The organism is Winogradskyella sp. 266wxhm, assembly GCF_058964685.1.
The window spans coordinates 3,123,655-3,145,628 of sequence record NZ_CM179559.1 but is presented as its reverse complement, the minus strand read 5'-3'; the positions used below and the strand labels follow the sequence as shown (position 1 = coordinate 3,145,628).

Here is a 21,974-nt window from a genome sequence, read left to right as displayed (position 1 = left end):
CTTTAATATCTCAGTTTAATGTTACGGTTTTCTTTTTCATCAAATTTTATGTCTAGTGGGTCAAAAACTGTTTGCAAAGCCACCTTAAGATCATTGTTTGGAAAACTTCCGGTAAACAAGACAGAATCGTCAATAGACTCAGCATCAATTTTAATATTATACTGATTTTCTAAGGCTTTAATGACAAATCTTACTGGTAAACTTTTATAAGTACTTTCACCAGAAATCCAAGTTGGTGAAGATAATTGTGTAGACAACGTTTGCGTAGGCTTTGTGTCTATTTTTCTAATACTAAGAGAAGGCATTAAAACATGTTGAGAGTCTGATGTTTTTACTCCAACTTTACCTTCATAACAAACAACATCAAAAAGATTATTCATAGAAATAACGTTGAATTGTGTTCCTAACACAGTAACAAATCCATTGTCTGTTTCGACTGTAAAAGTTTTTCCTTTTGCAACTTTAAAATATGCTTCACCTTCTAGGTTTATGAGTCTTTCTTCATCCCAAGAATTTTTATCATAGGTAAGTTTCGACTTCGAGTTAAGCACAACTTCAGAACCATCTATTAAAGTTACTGTTTTTGTTTCACCAAAACCAGTTTCTACGATGGTATGGCTATCCTTAAGTACGGTGAACAATCCAAAACATATTAAGATAGTAGCTGCCACACCAATAAGGCTCATCTTGGTTTTTAGCTTACGAACTTTAGAAGTCCTTTTATGTTCTATTCTCGACTGTATTTTTCTAAATGTTGCGTCTGTTGAAGCATTTAATTTTTCTGATACTTCTATACCTTTTCGGAGCTTTAAATAAGACAAATATGCTTCTTCACCAACTCTTTGTTTTAACTCAGAATCGGACAATTTCCCTTCTAGCCATTTGGCTAAAAATGTATCTTCAATGCTATTTATATCTTTATTTTCCATTAGCTTCTACCTTTAATACAGTTAACTGAATAAAAACCCTACTTCATTTTTAAATATTTCCTATTTCGCTTCTCATAGTCAATAAAGCTTGATGCATGCGTTTTTCAACAGCTTTAACGGAAATGCGTAACTCTTCTGCTATTTCTTTATACTTCTTCTTCTCTATCCTACTCATTATAAACACCTCTCTTTGCCTATCTGGTAATGACGCAATAGTTGCTTCTAGTTTTTCTAAAAACTCTTTTTCCAACATTATAAATTCGGGTGACTCATTAGAATTTACTGGCTTATAGTCTTTTTGGTATTTATCTACTACCTTTTCATGCTTTTTAAGATTCAAAAATGAATTATTAGCAATTTTATAGATGTAACTTTTTACTGTGTCATAGTTTACTCTACTACAGTTATCCCAAAGTTTTACAAAGGTATCTTGCAAAAGATCCTCAGCTATATCAACATCTTGAGTTTTAAAAAACAAGAAACGTCTAATGTCTTTGACATATGTATTATATATATGTTCAAAGGTTTTAGGCTTACAAACGTTACGATTATCTTTAGGCATATAGTATTTAATTCATGTGCTAAAACTATAAAAAAAATAATTTGATAAAAAAGTAGGGTATTAAGTTATGTAGTTGTATTAGTATTGATTAACCTCAAAAAAAATTGTACAACACAAAAAAACAAACACAAATGAAAAATTTAAAACTTACAATTTTTAGTATGGTTACAGCATTGATTATGTTTTCTTCCTGTACTAATAATGAGTCTGTTATTGAAGATCCTCAAAACACAGAAGAAAGTGCATCGCTTGTTACTGCTTTAGATGTCTTACAGCAAAGGTTTGATGCCAATGGCAACTTTAATAGAGAAAGTAATCCTGCAGGAAATATTGTTTTCGATTTTGGATTTAACTTCGTTTATCCTTTAGACCTTTCATATAATAATGATGCTACTGTAGTTGTAGAAAGTTTAGACGATTTGGTATATGTATTACTAAACTCAAGCGAAAATCTTTATATAAATAGTATTGAATTTTCTTTTGATATAGAAACATACAATACTACTACAAACAGTATTGAAGTCATTACGATAACAAATGAAACGGATTTCTCGAACTTAATTACAAACTTGGATCTAGACAACACAAATTCTTGCGAGTGTTCTACAGTTTATGATCCTGTTTGTGTTGAAATAACTGATCCAGCCGGAACTATATTTACCATAACCTATCCTAATGCTTGCTATGCTGAATGTGATGGATTCACTCAAACTAATTTTATTGATAGTTGTGAAACTGATTACACCAGTCAATATGATTGTTTTTCTTTAAACTATCCTGTTTCTATCTATGGAGACAATAATAACACAATCGTCATCAATTCAGAAGAAGATTTTTACAATACAACATACGGAATGTATGCTTTCAATTTTGCTTATCCTTTTGATATTACTTTAGAAGATGGAACTGTTGTTACCATAAATTCTCATGGAGATATTGAAGCTGTTTTAGAAGATTGTTACACTGTTGAAAACCCTTGTGATGAATGTGCAGATCAACCAATAGATCCTGTTTGTGTAGAAATTGTAGATACTACAGGAAATACTATTACTTATGCTTACGACAATGCTTGTTATGCATTATGTGACGGTTATACAGAAGCTGATTTTGTAGCTTGTAATTCTGGTAACGACCTTTGTCTGCCAAGTGCCATTTCAGATGCTCTTATAAACAATAGTGGTTGGGCTGTGACAGATTATAATGGTTCTACTGATTATAGCAGTCTTGAAATTTCTTTTGATGCAAGCGGAAGTCTGCAATGGACAGATAGTGGAACAACTTTTAATGGTAATTGGTCTGCTAGTGAAAATCCTGTTAACGGAAACATGTTGTTTTTAAGTTTTTCTGGTCCAAACTTACAGATAGCAAGTGGAGATTGGATGATTACGGATTGTGACCTACCTTGCTCTATTACTTTGCAATCTATAAGTAACGGAGATTCAATGATACTTAGTCGTTCATGCGATTAATTAATTTAAGTTAGTAATGTAAAAAGCCTTCAGGTTTGTATGAAGGCTTTTTTTATTAATCTAAAAATGTATAAAATTTTAAACGGTTTCGCCCAACCAAGCTTTCATCATCCAAACAGTTTTTTCTTGTTCGGTAATAAAATCACTCATCATTGAGTTAGTACCTTCATCATTAGCTTCATCAGAGGCATTAAGAATGCTTCTTTCAATTTTTAATAATTCTGAAAGTGAATCCACAATAAGCTCTACTGCTTTTTCGTCTTTAGAAACATTCTTTCCTACTGGAACTTTCGCAGCTTTTGTATAATCTTCAAAAGTATGCAATGGTGTTGCTCCTAATGTCAATATACGTTCTGCAATTTCATCAACCTTTAAATTGGCGTCTGTATAGAGTTCTTCAAATTTTGCATGCAAATCAAAAAACATACGTCCTTTAATGTTCCAGTGAATACCTCTTAAGTTTTGATAATACAATTGAAAATTTGCTAAAAGCTGATTCAATTCATTAGCTAAATCCTGTGTTTTTTTGGTGTCTAAACCAATACTATTTAGTGTCATTTTTGATATAATTTTTCGTTATATAAATTTACGATATTTTGACCCCTTATCATGATAGTTTTTATAAATACTTTGCATAATTTTATAGCCTAAATGAATAAGCATGACAATTACTCAACTTAAATACGCATTAGCTATTGCTGAGCACAAAAACTTCACCAAAGCTGCTGAAAAATGCTTTGTAACCCAACCAACATTAAGTACTCAGATTCAGAAACTTGAAGACGAATTAGACGTTGTGATTTTTGATAGAGGAAAAAAGCCAATAGAACTGACTGAGGTCGGTAGAAAAATTGTTTATCAGGCCAGAAATATAGTAAATGAAGCAGATCGTATTCAGGATATAGTCGATCAACAAAAAGGATTTATTGGTGGTGAATTTAAACTAGGTATTATACCAACAATAATGCCTACACTTTTACCTATGTTTTTGAATAATTTCATTAAAAAATATCCAAAAATAAAACTGAAAATTGAAGAGTTAACTACTGAGGAAATCATGACACGTATTAACGACGGTCATTTAGATGCTGCCATTGCTGCAACTCCTCTAGAAAGTGATAATATTAAAGAACGTCCTTTATATTATGAACCTTTTGTTGCTTATGTACCAAATAACCATAGGTTGAGAGAGCTAAAAACTTTGGAAGTTTCAGATTTGGATATTGAAGACATGTTACTACTAGAAGATGGTCACTGTTTTAGAGAAGGAGTTATTAACCTTTGTAAAACTTACAAAGCACATGAAGAAGATCATTTTCAACTTGAAAGTGGTAGTATAGAAACCTTAATAAAACTATCTAATGAAGGTATGGGAATGACCTTACTGCCTTATTTACATACCCTAGATATCAATGAAGGGTTTAGTGCTAACCTAAAACATTTTAAAGAACCTTCACCTGCTAGAGAAGTAAGCTTAATCTACCATAAAAGCGAGCTAAAAATGCAGATCATTGATGCTTTGCACAATGTAATCTCTGGTGTTATTCGTGGTGCTATTGCCTTTAGTAATGTAGAAATCATTAGTCCTTTGGCTAAATAAAAAAAGCGACTCGTGAGTCGCTTTTTTTTATGCTTTTAAATAAATTAGACATTGATTTAATTCTGGGTTTTGATTGATTAGGGACTGAATGAAAATCCTTAATTCCTCAAGTTCGTGCGGTAGTAATCTTCTGACTGCTTTTTGCACTTCCTTGCAAAATAATGTGGCATCAAAACTAACTTTGCTAAGTACAGTTTTAGTGTACTCATACATTGCTCTCGCCATAGGTTTGTTCAAGTTTTTAAATTAGTAAGTAGATTTTTTCTATAAGCTGTTATTTTCAATTCAGTCTCTAAGTTAGAAAAAAAATTGAAACCCAAATTTAAAACTTAAAAAGTTTAACAGCCTATTATGTTAAAAATCAGAAAAAACACATTGACTTTAGAATCTATTATCACCATCTAACAAATCGCCCAAACCACCTAAAATACTACCTTCACCTCTATCTTTTCCACCAGCTTTAGGCGCCGAAGCAATAATTCTGTTGGCTAATCTACTAAAAGGTAAGGATTGTATATAAACTTTTCCTGGACCTCTTAACTTAGCAAAAAACAGACCTTCACCTCCAAAAATTGAGTTTTTAATACCTCCTACAAATTCGATATCATAATCTACATCTTGGGTAAAACCAACAATACAACCTGTATCTACACGTAACGTTTCACCTGGTTGTAAAGTTTTTTCTGCCATGGTTCCTCCTGCATGTACAAATGCCATACCATCACCTTCTAACTTTTGCATAATAAAACCTTCACCACCAAAAATACCTCTACCTAATTTCTTAGAGAATTCTATACCAACACTTACACCTTTAGCTGCACAAAGAAAAGCATCTTTCTGACAGATAAACTTTCCTCTAAATTCCGTTAAGTCTATTGGTATAATTTTTCCTGGGTACGGAGATGCAAAAGATACATTTCGCTTTCCTGTAAGATCATTATAAAAAGCCGTCATAAAAAGGCTTTCTCCTGTAAGAATACGTTTTCCTGCTCCTAAGATTTTACCAAGAAATCCTTTATCCTTTTCTGAACCATCACCAAAAATAGTATCCATTTTAATACCATCATCCATCATCATAAAACTTCCTGATTCAGCAATTACGGCTTCTTGAGGATCGAGTTCTATTTCTACATATTGCATTTCTTCACCGTAAATACGGTAATCTATTTCGTGAGCATTTCTCTCACTAAAATCTGGTAATCTTTCCATAATCTGTTTTTCGTTTTAAGTTGATTTGTTTATATGTTGAGTAAAAGAGACATTTGTTACAACATGTTATTCTTTTAATTAATGAGATTAACATGCTTTGACTTCAACTCTTCGGCTACGCTCAGTACAGGTAAGCTAAGTCTGACAGCTCTAAATAACATTTCCTTTTTACTTTAAACTTCTAACTTTTCACTTTCAAAGTCCATTCAAAATTAAAAGAAGACACCTCTACTCCTTCTGCATTTACACCATTGGCACTAAGCCAAACAGTTTGTCCTTCACCTGTTTCAATAGCTTGGGTAATGGCCTCATCTATTTTAGAACCTTCGTTACATTTAAATATAATTCTTCCTGTTGCTTTTTTAGTAAACGTCGCATTATTATTAGCAACTAACATCGATATTTTCTTTCCGCTTTGTCTAATCTTAGTCATTACTAAAGCACCCGTGGTTAGTTCTGCTGCCATACCCTGTACTGCCCAAAACATAGAATTAAACGGGTTTTGATTAATCCAACGATGCTTTACAGAAACTACACAGGTGGTATCGTCTAAAGACTTCGTTCTTACACCTGTAAAGTATGCTGCGGGTAATTTAAATAGTAAGAAAGTATTGAGCTTTGATGGTGAAATAGCCATAGATTGTATTTAGATTTTCCACTAAAATAACTCAAAAATACAACCTAAACCAATGTTAAAAAAATGTTAATTTTAAGTACTATGCGTAACATAATACCTTCTTTTAGACATATATTTGTATAAGAAACTATTATATACTTTTTAAAATGATAGATAATCACCATAAAAACCTAGCAACGTTTATACATCTTTCAACGTTTTCGAGATTTATTATTCCATTTGGAAACTTTATTGGTCCTATAGTGTTGTGGGCTGCCAACAAGGATAAATCTGAATTTGTAGATAAACACGGTAAACAAGCTATTAATTTTCAGATTAGTGTATTGCTTTACGCTATAATTATCGGAACGATTAGTGTACCATATTTCATCTTTAAATTATTTAGAGAACTAGATGTTATAGATTTTCACGGTTTTCATGAATTTCATATTAACATGGGTGAACCTTCACCTCTATTATACATTGGTGGTGGTTTAGGTGTGTTAGCTGTTATTGCTTTTATAATTGAATTGGCATTAATAGTTAGAGCCAGTTTAGCCGCTAGAGATGGTAGTGTTTATAATTATCCTTTGACCATTAACTTTTTAAAATAAAATTTCATCAATACACCTAAAAATAATAGGTGTAAAAATCAATCAATCAATCAATCAATCAATCAATCAATCAATCAATCAAAAAATGAACAGTTTAATCAAATTTAAGAACCTCATCCTATGAAGATAGAAAACACAAAAGCACAAATGCGAAAAGGTGTTTTAGAATACTGCATCTTATCCATCCTTAAAGATGAGGATGCTTATGTTGCAGAAATTCTCTCAACACTAAAAGACGCAAAAATGCTTGTTGTAGAAGGAACTATATATCCACTATTAACAAGATTAAAAAATGCAGGATTGCTCAACTATCGTTGGGAAGAATCCACATCTGGACCGCCAAGAAAATATTACGGCCTTACGGAAACAGGAAAGTTGTTTCTAAACGAATTAAACACCACTTGGAGTGAATTACAAAATGCAGTTAACCTAGTAACCCAAACAAAATCAACTAAAAAATGAATAAAACAGTCAATATAAATTTAGCAGGTATATTCTTCCATATAGACGAAGATGCATATCTTAAGTTATCACGCTATCTTGAGGCTATAAAACGTTCATTTACTGACTCTCAAGGTCGCTCAGAAATTATTTCAGATATAGAAGCTCGTATTGCTGAGCTTTTCTCTGAACGTATACAGAACGAAAAACAGGTTGTTGGCATCAAATTAGTTGATGAAGTTATTGAAATAATGGGACAGCCAGAAGACTATTTAGTCGATGACGAAATTTTTGAAGACGAACCTCAACCAAAACACAGACAAAGTTCTAAACCTAACAAAAAGCTTTATAGAGATACTGACAACTCTTATATAGGTGGTGTGGCTGCAGGTTTAGGACATTATTTTGGTATAGATTCTATATGGATCAGGTTAATTTGGCTACTATTTGCTATAGGTTCTGGCGGAACATTTATTGTTATCTATCTTATCTTTTGGGCTTTAGTACCAGAAGCTAAGACTACAGCAGAAAAGCTGACCATGACTGGTGATCCTGTGAACATCAGTAACATTGAAAAAAAAATTAAAGACAGCATTGATTCGGTTTCAGAAACCGTAAAAAAAGTTGATTTAAAAAAGCATGGTGATCATATTAAAGAAACTTTCGATAGTGTTTCAGACAATATTTCTGAAACTGTAAGAAGTGTTGATTTTCAAAAACAAGGCAGTAAACTAAAGTCTAGTTCTCAAACTTTTTTTGATACTATAGGTAACATTCTAATGTTTTTCCTAAAAGTCATTGCCAAGTTTATTGGAGTTATACTCATCATTACAGGTATCAGTGCATTGATTAGTTTAATCGTAGCTTTCTTTACGGTAGGTATTACAGATGCTATTCATTTTCCAGGTATGGATTTACTCAATGTTGCAAATGCGGCCAATATACCAATTTGGTTAATGTCTTTACTTTTATTTTTCGCTTTTGGTATTCCGTTTTTCTTTGTGTTTTACCTTGGTCTTAAAATTTTAGTAAACAATTTAAAATCCATTGGTAATGTGGCAAAATTCACTTTACTTGGATTGTGGCTAATGGCTCTAATAGGTATCATTATAGTGGTAGCAAAACAAGCATCTGAACATGCTATTGACACCAAAATCAATGTGAAAAACGAGTTAAATATTACTGCAAAAGACACATTAAACCTTACGACAGTTTTTACGGATGACCTTAATAGTTATTACTACAGCGATGGCAATTTTAGAATCATTGAAGATGAAAGTGGCAAAAGTTTAATTTATACAAGTGTAAGATTTCTTGTAAGATCAACTAAAGATTCCGTTGCGTCAATAATCATTGAAAAAGAAGCTTCAGGAAGCAGTTATGAGGTAGCTAAGAAACGTGCTAATGATATTAATTACAGCTATTCTTTTTCGAATAAAACTTTAAAACTGAACCGTTATCTCACTACAGATATCACAAATAAATTCAGTGAACAAAATGTTTTGGTCATGATTGATTTACCTGAGGGCTCAACTTTAATAACGGATAAAAATCTAAATGGTTACTACGGAAGAATTTTATCTAAAATCAAAAAGGGTCATTATTACAAAATACTTAGTGATGATATATTGTGTTTAGATTGCGAAGATGATGATAAAGACGATGACAACGAAGAAGAAGATGATGATGATGATGAGAATGAAAAAGAACAAAAACACGACATAACCGTTCAGGTTAATGAAAATGGTGTAGATATAGAAGTTAATGACAATTCAGACAACTAATTCTACAATTCATCATTTATAAGTTTTAAACCAATTACAATCAAATCATATTTGTAACAGAATTTATCAATCAAAAAAACAATCATTATGAATACTCTAATCAAAATTATCGTCACAAACATTTTAGCTTTAACACTATTTTCTTGTAACTTTTCCATGAAGATCGGACCTGGAGTTGATGGCAATGGCAACGTAGTTACTACCGAAAGATCTATTTCTTCGGATTTTGACCAAATAAAAGTTAGCGAAGGGCTAGATGTATATATTACACAAGCTAATGAAGTTTCTGTGAATGTTGAAGCAGATGAAAATCTTCAAGATATTATTTTAACCGAAGTTGAAAACGGTATTTTAAGAATTCATACTGCAGAAAATATTAGAAGTGCTTCTTCAAGAAGAATAAACCTCAGTATTGCCAATGTTTCTAGTATAAAAGCTACAAGCGGTAGCGATGTATATTCTACCAACACTATAGTTGCAGAAAATTTAGAGCTTAATACTACAAGTGGTGCCGATATGAAAATTGAAGTAAAAACCAAAAATTTAACTTGCGACGCCACAAGCGGTAGCGATCTAATTGTTAGTGGTACTACTGATATTTTAAAAGCTGAAGCGACCAGTGGTAGTGACATCAGAGCTACAGATCTCATTGCCAACACATCAAATGTAAAAGCTACTAGCGGAGCAGATATTTCTGTAAACACTAAAAAAGAACTAACTGCTAAAGCTACAAGTGGCGGAGATATAAAGTATTCTGGAAACCCAGAAAAAGTTAATGCTTCCGATAGTAGTTCAGGAAGTGTGAAACAGCAATAGCATCAATCAATCAATCAAAAAACGATAGTTGTAATATAGCTATCATTTTTAAAGCCAATCAAAATCAAGCCATTTCAAATTCTATATAGACTTTGGGATGGTTTTTGTATATATTTGTTTAATGTCTTTAATTTGGAAAATATTTATGTTTTTCAAATAGCGATAAACAAAGCATTTACTTGAGTCTAAATAACTCTAAACATTTAATTAGGCACATTATTTGTTTTTACAAAGACAATAAACTTTGGAATATGAAAAAAATATTACTCATTCTGGCTTTTATTGGTGTTGGAATGCCATTAATACAAGCGCAAACTGACGATAAAATAAAAGGCGACAGAAACGTAACTATTAAACAAACCTACATTGACGATTTTCATACAATTGTTGTTGATGGTGATTTTTCTTTAGAAGTGGTTTATAACAGTAAACCTTCTGTTGAAGTAGAAGCTGATGACAACCTACATGAAGTTATACAGTTTGATGTTAATGATGGAGTACTAAAATTCACTGAATCAGTTAGAATTACGTCTAAAAAGAGACTTAACATAAAAGTTAATTATGGTGACGCTCTAAAAAACATAGAGGTTAAAGGTGATGGAGAAATAAGATCTCTTACTTCTATGGAACTAACTGATGTCTCTTTAATAACTGCAGATAACTCTAGAGCTTATTTAAATATTAGAGCAAAAACATTTGATTATAAAAGCTTAGGTAAATCTAAAACTAGATTGAACCTTACTGCAGACTCAACTAAAATGGAACTTAGCGACAACAGTAAACTTGATGCTTTGGTAAATACTAAAACGTCAAATTTTGATCTTTATCAACGTGCCGATATATCAATTGAAGGCTCTGCAAACAGTACCGTTATTAGATTAATTAATTCTTCTAATTTCAATGGTAGTAATTATGAGGTTAATAATGTTGATGCTAGTTTAGAAGACAATAGTGATTTAACAATTGCTGCAAATAAGACTATTACATTAACTTCTTCTGGTGATAGCGAAACTTATCTATATGGTAATTCTGTTATTACAATAAAACAATTTGAAGGCACTTCAAAGCTTCAAAAGAAAGAAAAATAAGCGTTTTAAGATTTTAAGATTTTAAGATTTTAAGAGAAAAATCTATTTCTATTTGAGGGGAAACTTTAACCATTCCTAACATTTTTGTAGGTGCTTCTAAGCTATAATCATTAATATTTATAGGAAGTATTCCGCTTACAAACAAACCATCTTTGCCAGTTACAGAAATAGGAACGGTGTAGGTTTTTGAAATTTTGCAAATTACAATTTCTACAGTTGCTGTTACAGAATTATCATTATCATCAATTTCTGAAATCTCTTTTAATCTCAAAATAATTTCAGGATGTTTTTCTGTATTAAGTAGTTTATTAAAGTCTTTGTTGATGGCTTTACCACCGCAATTAAATTCTACATTCGGAAGCTTTAACGTAGCGTCACTAAACTTAATAGAACTATTATACGCTTTATAGCTAACCTTTATTTCATCTGAAAAGGATTCCATATTAAAACCACAGTCAAATGTATTTACATTAGTTTTTCCATTGATTTTCAAACAACTATCAGAAGAAAAATATATAGTTGCTTCATTAACTTCCTCTTTACCATCAATAAACAAACTAAATATTGAGCTTAAAAAAAATAAAACGACTATTGAAATTGTTCTCATCATCTTTGGAATTAAAAATAAGGCCTTTAGCATATATAACGCTAAAGGCCTAAAGTTAATTGTTTTTAGAAACTAATAACAGCTTCTGCCATGAATCCGTTGAATTCTCCTTCTTCTAGAAGTGTTCCAACTGGGAAATCTTTATACTGTTGATTTACATATTCAACTTTCATAAGTACATTTTTAGTCATAAACCAACCACCACCTAACTGGAATCTATTGATATTAATATCATCTCCTCCCATTATCTCTGCGCTTACAGTATTATAACGTCCACCTACAAATAAGTTTTCAGATTTACCGAATCTGTACAATAATTCACCAGCGTATTGGTCTGCATTTCTCCTATCTGCTTCGCTTAAAGCTCTACCAGAGGTCATCTCAACTGTTCCAAAAAATTCTAATCCGCCATACTTTACAAATGGGTTAATCATTACGGCTGTAATTTGATTAGTAAAATTAGGATTGTAACGAGACGCTCTAAAGTCATCACTTGTTGCTGTAGCGTCTTGCATTACATCATAGTATCTAGCACCTGCTCTATCTGCTGAATATAAATATACATTTGGTGCATAACCAGTATTATACAAAGACCCTGTTAATCTAAATCTAAAGTCTTCAGTGATTTGCTTATCATAACCTAATTTAGCTAAGAAAGCTGCACCACCACTTGTACCATTAGAAACTTTTGTGCTTTGGTTTAGTTTACCATTGGTAAACCCTAGCATTCCAAAAAAGCCATTATCTGTTCTGTAGTACACCTCTGCTCCTACTTCAGTTGTAAAAGAATCCATGATTAAATTTCCAACAAACGGGTTGTAAATAGCTTGAGCGTTATCACTTCTTCTAAAGTGTGCATCACCATAGTTATTTTCCATATGTCCTATTTTAATAGTCACATGCTTCATAAGGTCTTCTAAAAATCCTTCACTAATAAACTCTAATTTATTAATTTGGAAATATCCACCTTTTACATAAGGTTCATTGTGGTGTCTAGAAGATAAATAAGTTCTTAAGTGCATATTAACACCATCATAAAGTGCAACATCTAAGTCTAAATTGGCTGTAGCTAAGTTAAAGTTACTACCTACTTCCGCTAATGGAACAGCGCCTGAATTATCATTGTCTAAAGCTTGATATTGAAGCGCAAACGACCCACCTATTCTTACCTTAACATCTTCAAAAGTTGAAACTGTATCTTTTGGTGCTTCAAAAACATTTATACCTCTTTTATCTGGTTGCCTAAAGTTATCCAGATCTCTTTTACTTTTTTGTTGTGCAAATAGAGTACTTGTAAATGTTAGTACAAGAATAAAACTTGCAAATTTTAAAACTGATTTCATTGTATATTCTTTTTAGTTAATTGTTATTATTTTTTGTTGTAAACGGATTTAAAAATTATTTTTATAGCATCACCTGTTTTTATTGTGCCTAATAGTGCTTTTGGTGGTTCAATTCCAAAATCTGTCATTTTCAGAGGTTTTTCTCCTTCTACTAATAACTTAGCTCCTTCTAATTTTATATTTAATGTAAGTGAAATAGACTTTTTAGATCCTGAGATGGTTAAGTCTCCTTTAACTGTAGCTTTAAATGAATTTTCAGAGATTTTCTCAATGCTACTTACAGATGTAAGGTTAAAATCTATAGTCTTATACTTTCCTGTGTTAAGTGCCTTGTAGGTGTTTTTATCCATACCGGACTTTCCACTTTTTAGACTTTCTGCTTTTACAGAAAAGCTAAGAGATGTGATTGCAAAATCACCTGAGTTCTCAACAACCGCTTTTCCTGACTGCTCTTCGGTTATTAACTCCCAATCATGTAAAGAAGATGTGCCATGCACCTCTAACTCTGAGGAAGTATTGTTTAGCACATAAGTTTGTGCTGTTGCTACTTGAAAATATAGCAGACTTACAAATAGTGTAGTAATGTAAAATACTGTTGATTTAATTGTATTGCTCATAGTTTTGGTTTTTTAATGTTTGACAAAGATTCTAATAATATTGAAGAAATTTTATGATAAAAGTCATACCACAGAAAATTTAAACTAAAAGCAAAAAAAAGCCGAAGTCTAAACTTCGGCTTTTCTATTATATAATGATTTTTACCCTTAATTGTAGGTAGAAGTTGCTACCTCAAAATCAGCATCTTTAGCAGCTAAATAGCGTTCTGCATCCAAAGCAGCCATACATCCTGTACCTGCGGCGGTAATTGCTTGCCTGTAAACATGGTCTGCAGCATCTCCGCTTACAAACACCCCCTCTACATTGGTTTTACTTGTGCCTGGCACAGCATTGATAATATAACCTGTTTCGTCTAAATCAATCTGTCCTTTAAATATATCTGTGTTGGGTTTGTGTCCAATAGCCACAAAGAAACCAGTTGCTGGGATTTCATGTTTCTCGTTAGTTTGGTTGTTAAAAACCTTAACACCGGTAACTAACTGTCCGTCACCTAAAACTTCTTCGGTTTCTGTGTTGTAAAGAATTTCAATATTTTCTGTTTTTTTAACGCGCTCAGCCATAATTTTAGAAGCTCTGAATTCATCACGTCTTACCAACATTGTTACTTTTTTACAAAGTTTAGATAAGTAGTGTGCTTCTTCACAGGCCGAATCCCCTGCCCCAACAATCACTACTTCTTGGTTTCTATAAAAGAAGCCATCACAAACAGCACAAGCAGAAACACCTCCACCTAATTTTAAATATTTTTGTTCTGATGGTAAACCTAAATATTTTGCAGAAGCACCCGTTGAAATAATAATAGTAGATGCATGAATTTCTTTCTCATCATTAATCCAAACTTTGTGAAATTCACCTGAAAAATCAACTTTTGTAACCCATCCATGGCGTATATCTGTCCCGAAACGCTCTGCTTGGTTTTGTAATTGCATCATCATCTCTGGCCCTGTTATTCCTTCTGGGTAACCTGGAAAGTTTTCAACATCATTTGTAGTGGTTAACTGTCCGCCTGGTTGTTCACCTTGATATAAAACCGGATTCATATTTGCTCTAGAAGCATAAATTGCCGCAGTATAGCCTGCAGGTCCAGAACCAATGATTAAACACTTCACTTTTTCAATTGTATCTGACATATTTTGTGTGTTTTTTTATACTTAACAAAAGTAGGATTTTTGCATAAATCCTTACACTTAAGTTATCAACAGTAATTATAGTATTATAATTAATGTAAATACGTTTAAAAATCTGCTTAATATTTTGTAAATTATTATGGTCTAATAACAAAATAAACACGTCATGAAATCTAAGCACTTAATTTTATGTCTGTTTTTGGTACTAACTTTATCATGCAACAACAATCCAAAAAAAGACACTCCCACTGCAGACATCAGTAACGATCAAACCAATCATCTCAAAGGTACTTGGGAACTTATAGGATTTTACAACTATAAGGACAACAAAGTAGTTGACTCTTTTAAAACTAATCCTGAGTTTAGGCAATTAAAAATGTATACAGACACCAAGGTTATGTGGTGCAAACACAGAGCCGCTGATTCTTCGGAATGGTTTGGTTATGGCACTTACGATTATGATGGCAATCAACTGACTGAGGTTTTAGATTTTGGTTCAGAAATTATGGATGAAGTCATAGCCGAAAAGAAACAATTCAGATTTGATTTAGAGCTAGACTCTAATCGTTTTAAACAAATAGAACTCGATGAGGATGGTAATAGAATCTACTCAGAAAACTATAAACGTGTAGAATAATAGATATAAAAAAGCGAATTTCATAAGAAATTCGCTTTATCTACTGGGTAACCAACCCACCACTAAATTAATAAAAGTTACTTTACTAATATACTAACTAAACTAAGGCGAAGATACCTTCATAATACTTTCAAGGTATGCTCGAATACTAAATAATTTGACTCAATTGAATTTTAGTTTATTATTTTTAAAGTTTTTGATTTAGATTTATGTTCTGAATGTTCAGCATAAAGGCTGAACCAACGGACTATCATGTATAAATCTGCAACTTTAAAAGCTGATAACAGCGTAGATATTGTAAAACTTCTTTCTGAAAATCTCGAAGTTAAGATTGAAAAGGAGAACAATGAATATTGTATTGATATTCCCAAAGAACTTGGCGATGGTCATATCAAAGCTATTAGTTTTGAAAATGGTATTTCGCTTATAGAAGTTGACGTTTTATTGAATAAATCGTTTAGAATTCGTTTTAAAAAAGATGAACTGAATCCGCTGATTCTATTATTTAATGTAGAATCTAAGGTGACGCACTCCAACTCTTCCAATGAAAATGAAAACAAAATAGAACGTTTTGAAAGCCTAATGTTTTCAAACGATATGAAAGATTACAACACTCTTTTAATTCATAAAAACAAAGCCACAAGCTTTATAAAAATCTATATCAACAGAAAAGAATTTGAAAAAAAACTAGACCACTTTGAAGATAATATGGGTTCTGATCTTGAAACCATATTTAAAGATGTTAATGGAGTTAACCTCTTTAGCTATAAAGGTCAATATTCAATGGAAATTTCTGAAGCTATTGATGCTATTAAAAATTGTGAATCTGAAGGTCTGGTAAAGTCAATGTTTATAGAATCTAAGACTTATGAGATCCTAACCTTACATTTTCAACAATACACAGACGATTTAAACGATCCTAAAAAAAGGCAAATTTTAAGACGTTCTACCATAGATAAAGTAGAAAAAGCAGCCAAGATCATAAGCGAAGACTTAGCAGGAAGTTATAGCGTTAATCAATTAGCTAAAAAAGTTGGCCTAAACCAAAATACACTACAGTCTGGTTTTCAACACTTGTTTAATAGTAGTGTTAATGATTATGTGAAATCTAAACGTATTATGAAAGCCAAAGAGCTCATTGAAAAATCAGATCTTAATATTACCGAAATTACATACTCAATAGGAATAAATTCCAGAAGTTACTTTTCTAAGCTTTTTAAAGAAAAATATAAGCTTACTCCAAAAGAATACTTAGATCAGGTAAGAAAAGACAAGACAGCTTAATATCTTTTTAAGTAGAGTATTTTCTTATGAATGTTCATTAAAATCACATGAAATTTTAACAAAACTGCCCAATACTGTTACTCTTTGTTTCAATATTGTTAACCTGTTTTTTGTTAAACTATTTTTTTTGCATCACCAAATTGAATAAACATATACTCATATTAATGAGTTAATTAGGTGAGCTGAAAATGAAAGAAATACATGTAGATTTATCACTTAACCAACCTATAATAGAACAAATAAATAAAGTGATTAATGGCGAAAGCAACGCCACATATAATGAACATATTCTAACTTTTGATAATGAAATTGGCAAAGGGGCCATTAGAAATATCATTTTTGATTGGGGAATTTCCCTATTGGATTATGATGTTTACTTTAATGAAAAAATAAAGTTAGTGTTTGAAATAGCACAATCTAATCCAATAGAATTCTTGTTTGTGTCTGAAGGTAATCTGTTATATACCTCAGAGCAAACAGGAAAAAACCAAAACTTAGTTAAGCTCCAAAGGTACCAGAATACAATACTCTCAAATCTACCAAACTCTAATAATACATTTATATTCCCAAGTGGTGAGGATATCAAATTAAATGTTATTAAAATTATTGGAGATCAATATTCCAATAAGTCTAATAACTACATTGATACTTTACAAAAGTCGCTTAAGTCAATTTTAAGTGGAAAAAGTGAATTTTTGCCCTATAGACACTTGGGAAATTTTAATTTAAAGCTAGCCGATATTATAGAAACATTAAATGCCGAAGATAACTATGGTATTGTGCGCTCCATGAATATTGAAGGACAGTTAAACCTTATTCTTGCCCTACAAATCCTTGAGCACAAAAGTTACGAGACAAAGCTTTCCTTACCTAATTCAATTTCAAAAACAGATTTAAATAAAACCAAAGCCGTTACCAAATATATATGTGAAAATCTTCACGATTCTTTTACCGTTAAAGACTTAGCAGATATGCACGCCTTTAGTCCAAAAAAGATGCAAACCGGTTTTAAATTGTTATATGGAAAATCTGTAAATGAGTATATACGAACAAAAAAATTAGAACTAGCAAGAGAACTTATAGAAAGTACCGAATTTTCTATTTCTGAAATTGTATATCAAATAGGTTATAAAAGCAGAAGTTATTTTTCCAAAATTTTCTACGACAACTATAATATATTGCCTGCAGACTATAAAGAATTGGTAAGGTCAAAAAGTTCTATTTCAGAAGAGGGATAGGTAGATTCTTATATTTTACTGGTTCTAAAACAGTATCATAAACGATATTATTTTTGAAAAAATCTTTAGAAATTGTATAGGCTTCTAAGGATTCTTCTATATATTTTCTAGTATCTAAGTTTTCGATATCTAAATCATCATTTAACCAATTATAATAATCTTTAGATTCTAAAATTATCGGGAACTCCTTACCAAGATTATGAACTGTTGCCAGCTTACTACTAATTGCTGATGTTAATAGACTTACAGAAATAAAACCATCTTTTAATTTTGAGAAAATACCTGCTACAGCAAAAGGTTTATTATCTTTTAGATGAACATAATACGGATATACTTCGCCATCATATAAATAGGAAGTAAAGAAACCTGTAATAATTATAAGACAATGGTTGTTAAGAAAAATATTCTTAATCCAGTCAGATTCATTAACATCACACAAAGAAATATCTAAGGTATTATCTAAATTCTGAAAGTTTTCCCATTCATCTTTATACTGCTCTGGCATTAAGCCCCAAATACCATAATTAATAATGTTATTTTGTTCTGAAGTAATAATTGGCAGCGACTCTTCAGCCAAACCATTAATAACCATAGTTTTTTTATAAAGTGATGGATATTTAAATTTAGTATTAAATACTTCTTCAACACATTGCAAATCAGCTGTATTAGACAACTTGTAAAACATCCCTACTTTTTTGTGCAAGTTCCAATATTAACATTAAACACATTGCCTTATATGCATAAAATAAGGGCTCAATTAAATCATTTGGAATCACAAATTATCTCATTTAAATTCCCAATAGAGTTAAACAAATATTTTATTATGTCAAGACTCTACACTTTCAATGCTAAATTTACAAATAACAGATAATCAGACCATAACCTATTAAAAACCGAATTTATGTCAATGACTCAAATAGGATTTTCTTCAATCGATACGCATCAAATTTTAGCGTTAGATTATCTACACGATCTAGAGGTTAATAGGCACATCTATGATCACCATTTAAAAAGTACCACAGGAAAAGGCATTATTAGATTCTTAAAATTAGATAACGGATTTAAGGTTTTAGAATTTGATGTATTGTTGAGGCAAGCTCTAACCCTTGAACTTTTCAATAATCACAAAGATTATCTATATTTCATTTACTGTACTGAAGGTATAGTTTATCATAAATTCAATAACAAAAACACCCTATTTCGTATTGAAGAACTCTGTCCTTCAATTGTTGGTAGTCAATCAGAAACTAAGAGTTACTTATCATTAAAACCTTCTAATTCTCTCAGATTAAGTATAATTTGTATTGATAAAAATATAGTATTCAAAGAGTTTGAAGCACTTTCTTCTAATGACCAAAAACGCTCTAGAACAGAAGAGGTCTTAAGTGCTCTTGAGGAACTCGATTTATACCCTTACAGTTGCACTAAAAATTTAAAACTTGCTGAAAGTTTGTATGAAACAAAACCTTTTGGTATCAGTGATGGGTTATTGGATATAATGGATATGAAAGGAAACTATCAAAAGACATTAGCACAGTTCATGAATGAGTTTCACAAAGAAATGTACATCATGAAAAAAGATTCTAACCTTAAAACAAACGAATTGCAAAGCGTTAGGAAAATTTCAGAATTTATTACTGAAAATCTAGACTTACAACATGATATTAAGTCACTTTGCAAAAAAGCGGGTTTATCTCCAGTAAAACTTCAGGAAGGCTTTAAATATATGCATGGTACCACAGTGGCTGATTATATAAGAAGTAAACGCTTAGACTATGCAGAACAACTGTTTTTAACAACTGATCTCAATGTCTCTGAAGTGGTTTACAAAATAGGAATAATGAGTAGAAGCTACTTTTGTAAAATCTTTAAATTAAGATTTGGATGCAGTCCTAGCACCTTTAGAAAAAGAAAAAAATAAATAAAAAAAGAACGCTATGCAACGCTCTTTTTTTACCAAAATATTAGGCTATTTTTAGCTAAAATTTTCTAAAGTTTTAATTTTAGAAAGACCATTTTCAATTTTAGTCTTTTGAGATTCTAAAATAGATTTAGTACTCAATGGCAGACTTGTTTCGTTAATAACTTCTTTGTATTCATTGATAGCTGCTCTTTCACCTTTTATGGCTTCTTCAAGCATAGACTCTTCATCCTCACTTGAAAATAGACTTTTTACATCCATCCAAGCTCTGTGAAGTGTGCCTGTAGCGCTTCCACCTTTATCAATTTCTTGATTAAAGCTTAATAGCTCACTTTTCAATTCATGTCCAAAATTATAACGCTCTTGCGCCTTATCACTAAAATAAGACTTGAGAGAAGGATTTTCAACATTCTCAGCTGCTTTCTTAAAACCTTTTTCTGCGTCATACGTTTTTTCCAATAAATCATTTAACTTTTTTCCTACTTCTTCTGTGTAAGTACTCATAATTTAAGATTTTTTTGTGCGTTATAGATATCTTTTTTTTAGATGTATACCACTTATCATCTTGTGCTAATAAATAATAACACTTACTTTTTTTGACACCACTAAATTAGCCCGATAGCTAATTTTAGTTTGATGCAAATGCCGTAAAGGTTGACGCAATACCAATAAATTCAATATAAATAAGCAAGCTTAAAACATTTTTAAAAACCCTTTCTTTTTGAACTTTATAACAGGGCTTTCTCTATTCTGAATAAAATAAAACGTGTCAAATGTTAACATCATCCTAAAATTTCTGCCCTTATTTCACTAAGATTTGCTCATTTAAAAAAATAAATAGCGGTATTAGATATTTAGTTGATTAATGCTTCTCTTTAGCCTAACTTTATTCTATAGATACTTTAGGTATGCGCATTTGTGCTTTGATGATAAAAAATTATAAGAAAACCTTAACATCTCGTCTTACAGCTAAAGCGTATATTAAGTATAACACCAAAACAATCGATTATGAAAGAAATACTTATCAGTGCGAATAGCTCCGAAAATGTTATTGACCAATTTAAGGACAAGATTGGAGGTGAAATAAGCGAAGATTGGGGAGAAACAGTTTTAACTGTAAATAATAACATCGCTAGAGGTTCAATTAGAATGATCCATTTTGATTTTGGAATCCATTTATTAATCCAAAAAATGACTTACTTTGAAGACGTTATTTTCAAAGTTGATCCTTCAGATTATAATCCATTAAGATTTATTTACTGTCTAAAAGGTGAATTTTTACACAAATTCGGTATTCATAAAGAAGAAAAATTGGTTGAACAATTTCAATCCTTGATTTTCTCAAATAAGTCTGAAGGTGTAAACTATCTTCATTATAAGAAAGATGTTGAAGTAGAATCAAATATTATACAAATTGAAAGAAAGGAGTTTTTACAGAAAAAAACTGCAAAACTATCTTCCCTTAATAAGCAACTTAAAGAAATCTTTACTGATACAAACCATGAAAATAGATTTGTTCATCATGGAATGCTTAATCTAAAAATGGCAGATTTTGTTGAGGAGCTGCATGAAACAAAGACAAAGAATATGACACGTATTCTAAAAATGGAAGCTAAGGTTTATGAAATAATCTCAATGCATATTCAAGAATACAGTAAACAGACTAAAGGTGTACCTTTACCAACATCATTGGTAAAAAGTGAACTTAAAAAGGTTAGAGAATTAGGTGAAAAAATTAAAGCAAGTCCTTCTGTAGATTACAATCTTGAAGATTTATCCGCAGAATCTGGTCTTTCACAAGCAAAGCTGCAAGACGGTTTTAAATTTCTTCATACCAAAACAGTTACTGAATATATAAGACATGTAAGATTGGAATCTGCTAGACACTTATTAAGAACTACAGATTTAAACATTTCTCAGGTAGTATATACTATTGGTTTTACAAGCAGAAGCTATTTCTCTAAAATATTCAAGGAAAAATATGGTGTAACACCAAACCAGTTTAAAAAACAGATCATACCCAAAGTAATGGTTGCTTAATAAATACCATGCATAGAGCAAAAAAAAAGGC

The 21,974-nt window shown here is 31.4% G+C and carries 24 protein-coding genes; 12 read left to right on the top strand and 12 right to left on the bottom strand.

Features of this window, described 5'->3' with window-relative positions; translation table 11 throughout:
* Nucleotides 1–2: 2 nt before the first annotated feature.
* Nucleotides 3–929 carry a FecR family protein gene (locus tag AC2H4K_RS14225; RefSeq protein WP_281139888.1) on the bottom strand — a complete coding sequence of 309 codons (927 nt, stop codon included), beginning with the start codon at nucleotides 927–929 and terminating at the stop codon, nucleotides 3–5.
* A gap of 49 nt (nucleotides 930–978) precedes the next feature.
* Nucleotides 979–1,491 carry an RNA polymerase sigma factor gene (locus AC2H4K_RS14220; protein ID WP_281139889.1) on the bottom strand — a complete coding sequence of 171 codons (513 nt, stop codon included), beginning with the start codon at nucleotides 1,489–1,491 and terminating at the stop codon, nucleotides 979–981.
* Between the two features lie 131 nt (nucleotides 1,492–1,622).
* Here AC2H4K_RS14220 and AC2H4K_RS14215 point away from each other — a divergent pair, with 131 nt between their 5' ends.
* The gene (locus AC2H4K_RS14215; RefSeq protein WP_281139890.1) at nucleotides 1,623–2,960 is read left to right on the top strand and encodes a hypothetical protein; all 1,338 of its coding nucleotides are present in this window, start codon (nucleotides 1,623–1,625) and stop codon (nucleotides 2,958–2,960) included.
* A gap of 78 nt (nucleotides 2,961–3,038) precedes the next feature.
* Here AC2H4K_RS14215 and AC2H4K_RS14210 read toward each other — a convergent pair whose 3' ends face one another.
* Nucleotides 3,039–3,518 carry a Dps family protein gene (locus tag AC2H4K_RS14210; protein WP_281139891.1) on the bottom strand — a complete coding sequence of 160 codons (480 nt, stop codon included), beginning with the start codon at nucleotides 3,516–3,518 and terminating at the stop codon, nucleotides 3,039–3,041.
* A 103-nt stretch (nucleotides 3,519–3,621) separates the two neighbouring features.
* Here AC2H4K_RS14210 and AC2H4K_RS14205 point away from each other — a divergent pair, with 103 nt between their 5' ends.
* The gene (locus tag AC2H4K_RS14205; RefSeq protein ID WP_281139892.1) at nucleotides 3,622–4,560 is read left to right on the top strand and encodes a LysR substrate-binding domain-containing protein; all 939 of its coding nucleotides are present in this window, start codon (nucleotides 3,622–3,624) and stop codon (nucleotides 4,558–4,560) included.
* Between the two features lie 27 nt (nucleotides 4,561–4,587).
* Here AC2H4K_RS14205 and AC2H4K_RS14200 read toward each other — a convergent pair whose 3' ends face one another.
* The 3 genes from AC2H4K_RS14200 to AC2H4K_RS14190 form a co-directional block, all read right to left on the bottom strand.
* Nucleotides 4,588–4,785, bottom strand: a complete 198-nt coding sequence (locus AC2H4K_RS14200; protein ID WP_229719255.1) for a hypothetical protein — start codon at nucleotides 4,783–4,785, stop codon at nucleotides 4,588–4,590.
* Between the two features lie 156 nt (nucleotides 4,786–4,941).
* Entirely contained in the window at nucleotides 4,942–5,769 is an 828-nt protein-coding gene (locus AC2H4K_RS14195) for a TIGR00266 family protein (RefSeq protein WP_281139893.1), read from the bottom strand.
* Nucleotides 5,770–5,950: 181 nt separating this feature from the next.
* Nucleotides 5,951–6,406 (bottom strand): DUF4442 domain-containing protein, encoded by a 456-nt coding sequence (locus tag AC2H4K_RS14190; protein ID WP_281139894.1) that lies wholly within the window; start codon nucleotides 6,404–6,406, stop codon nucleotides 5,951–5,953.
* A gap of 146 nt (nucleotides 6,407–6,552) precedes the next feature.
* On the opposite strand from AC2H4K_RS14190, the gene AC2H4K_RS14185 reads away from it, so the two are divergent.
* From AC2H4K_RS14185 to AC2H4K_RS14165, 5 genes are all read left to right on the top strand, one after another.
* Nucleotides 6,553–6,999 carry a DUF4870 domain-containing protein gene (locus AC2H4K_RS14185; RefSeq protein ID WP_281139895.1) on the top strand — a complete coding sequence of 149 codons (447 nt, stop codon included), beginning with the start codon at nucleotides 6,553–6,555 and terminating at the stop codon, nucleotides 6,997–6,999.
* A 120-nt stretch (nucleotides 7,000–7,119) separates the two neighbouring features.
* Nucleotides 7,120–7,461 (top strand): PadR family transcriptional regulator, encoded by a 342-nt coding sequence (locus AC2H4K_RS14180; RefSeq protein ID WP_281139896.1) that lies wholly within the window; start codon nucleotides 7,120–7,122, stop codon nucleotides 7,459–7,461.
* The gene (locus AC2H4K_RS14175) at nucleotides 7,458–9,224 is read left to right on the top strand and encodes a PspC domain-containing protein (protein ID WP_281139897.1); all 1,767 of its coding nucleotides are present in this window, start codon (nucleotides 7,458–7,460) and stop codon (nucleotides 9,222–9,224) included. The genes AC2H4K_RS14180 and AC2H4K_RS14175 overlap by 4 nt, the downstream gene beginning before the upstream one ends.
* Nucleotides 9,225–9,311: 87 nt before the next feature.
* Nucleotides 9,312–10,040, top strand: coding sequence for a head GIN domain-containing protein (locus tag AC2H4K_RS14170; protein ID WP_281139898.1), 729 nt, complete (start codon nucleotides 9,312–9,314; stop codon nucleotides 10,038–10,040).
* 251 nt (nucleotides 10,041–10,291) lie between these two features.
* Entirely contained in the window at nucleotides 10,292–11,128 is an 837-nt protein-coding gene (locus AC2H4K_RS14165) for a GIN domain-containing protein (RefSeq protein WP_281139899.1), read from the top strand.
* A gap of 13 nt (nucleotides 11,129–11,141) precedes the next feature.
* Here the strand turns inward: AC2H4K_RS14165 and AC2H4K_RS14160 are convergent, their stop codons facing one another.
* From AC2H4K_RS14160 to trxB, 4 genes are all read right to left on the bottom strand, one after another.
* Nucleotides 11,142–11,735, bottom strand: a complete 594-nt coding sequence (locus AC2H4K_RS14160) for a YceI family protein (RefSeq protein ID WP_281139900.1) — start codon at nucleotides 11,733–11,735, stop codon at nucleotides 11,142–11,144.
* 65 nt (nucleotides 11,736–11,800) lie between these two features.
* Complete coding sequence (locus tag AC2H4K_RS14155) at nucleotides 11,801–13,078, bottom strand: hypothetical protein (protein WP_281139901.1); 1,278 nt, start codon at nucleotides 13,076–13,078, stop codon at nucleotides 11,801–11,803.
* A gap of 26 nt (nucleotides 13,079–13,104) precedes the next feature.
* The gene (locus tag AC2H4K_RS14150; RefSeq protein WP_281139902.1) at nucleotides 13,105–13,695 is read right to left on the bottom strand and encodes a YceI family protein; all 591 of its coding nucleotides are present in this window, start codon (nucleotides 13,693–13,695) and stop codon (nucleotides 13,105–13,107) included.
* 147 nt (nucleotides 13,696–13,842) lie between these two features.
* Complete coding sequence (gene trxB, locus AC2H4K_RS14145; protein ID WP_281139903.1) at nucleotides 13,843–14,826, bottom strand: thioredoxin-disulfide reductase; 984 nt, start codon at nucleotides 14,824–14,826, stop codon at nucleotides 13,843–13,845.
* 163 nt (nucleotides 14,827–14,989) lie between these two features.
* Between trxB and AC2H4K_RS14140 the strand changes: the two genes are divergently transcribed.
* The 3 genes from AC2H4K_RS14140 to AC2H4K_RS14130 all read left to right on the top strand — a co-directional run bounded on the left by AC2H4K_RS14140 (nucleotide 14,990) and on the right by AC2H4K_RS14130 (nucleotide 17,982).
* Complete coding sequence (locus AC2H4K_RS14140; RefSeq protein ID WP_281139904.1) at nucleotides 14,990–15,460, top strand: hypothetical protein; 471 nt, start codon at nucleotides 14,990–14,992, stop codon at nucleotides 15,458–15,460.
* A 252-nt stretch (nucleotides 15,461–15,712) separates the two neighbouring features.
* Entirely contained in the window at nucleotides 15,713–16,744 is a 1,032-nt protein-coding gene (locus tag AC2H4K_RS14135) for a helix-turn-helix domain-containing protein (protein WP_493742534.1), read from the top strand.
* Nucleotides 16,745–16,932: 188 nt separating this feature from the next.
* Nucleotides 16,933–17,982, top strand: coding sequence for an AraC family transcriptional regulator (locus AC2H4K_RS14130; RefSeq protein WP_493742533.1), 1,050 nt, complete (start codon nucleotides 16,933–16,935; stop codon nucleotides 17,980–17,982).
* Here the strand turns inward: AC2H4K_RS14130 and AC2H4K_RS14125 are convergent.
* Entirely contained in the window at nucleotides 17,963–18,667 is a 705-nt protein-coding gene (locus tag AC2H4K_RS14125) for an SOS response-associated peptidase family protein (protein ID WP_493742532.1), read from the bottom strand. The two genes, AC2H4K_RS14130 and AC2H4K_RS14125, sit on opposite strands and share 20 nt — an antisense overlap.
* A gap of 222 nt (nucleotides 18,668–18,889) precedes the next feature.
* Here AC2H4K_RS14125 and AC2H4K_RS14120 point away from each other — a divergent pair, with 222 nt between their 5' ends.
* On the top strand, nucleotides 18,890–19,903 hold the full coding sequence (locus AC2H4K_RS14120) for a helix-turn-helix domain-containing protein (protein WP_493742531.1): 1,014 nt from the start codon (nucleotides 18,890–18,892) through the stop codon (nucleotides 19,901–19,903).
* A gap of 54 nt (nucleotides 19,904–19,957) precedes the next feature.
* Here the strand turns inward: AC2H4K_RS14120 and AC2H4K_RS14115 are convergent, their stop codons facing one another.
* Nucleotides 19,958–20,407: a ferritin-like domain-containing protein gene (locus AC2H4K_RS14115; protein ID WP_493742530.1), complete on the bottom strand. Its 450-nt coding sequence runs from the start codon at nucleotides 20,405–20,407 to the stop codon at nucleotides 19,958–19,960.
* A 504-nt stretch (nucleotides 20,408–20,911) separates the two neighbouring features.
* Between AC2H4K_RS14115 and AC2H4K_RS14110 the strand changes: the two genes are divergently transcribed.
* The gene (locus AC2H4K_RS14110) at nucleotides 20,912–21,943 is read left to right on the top strand and encodes a helix-turn-helix domain-containing protein (protein WP_493742529.1); all 1,032 of its coding nucleotides are present in this window, start codon (nucleotides 20,912–20,914) and stop codon (nucleotides 21,941–21,943) included.
* Nucleotides 21,944–21,974: the final 31 nt, after the last annotated feature.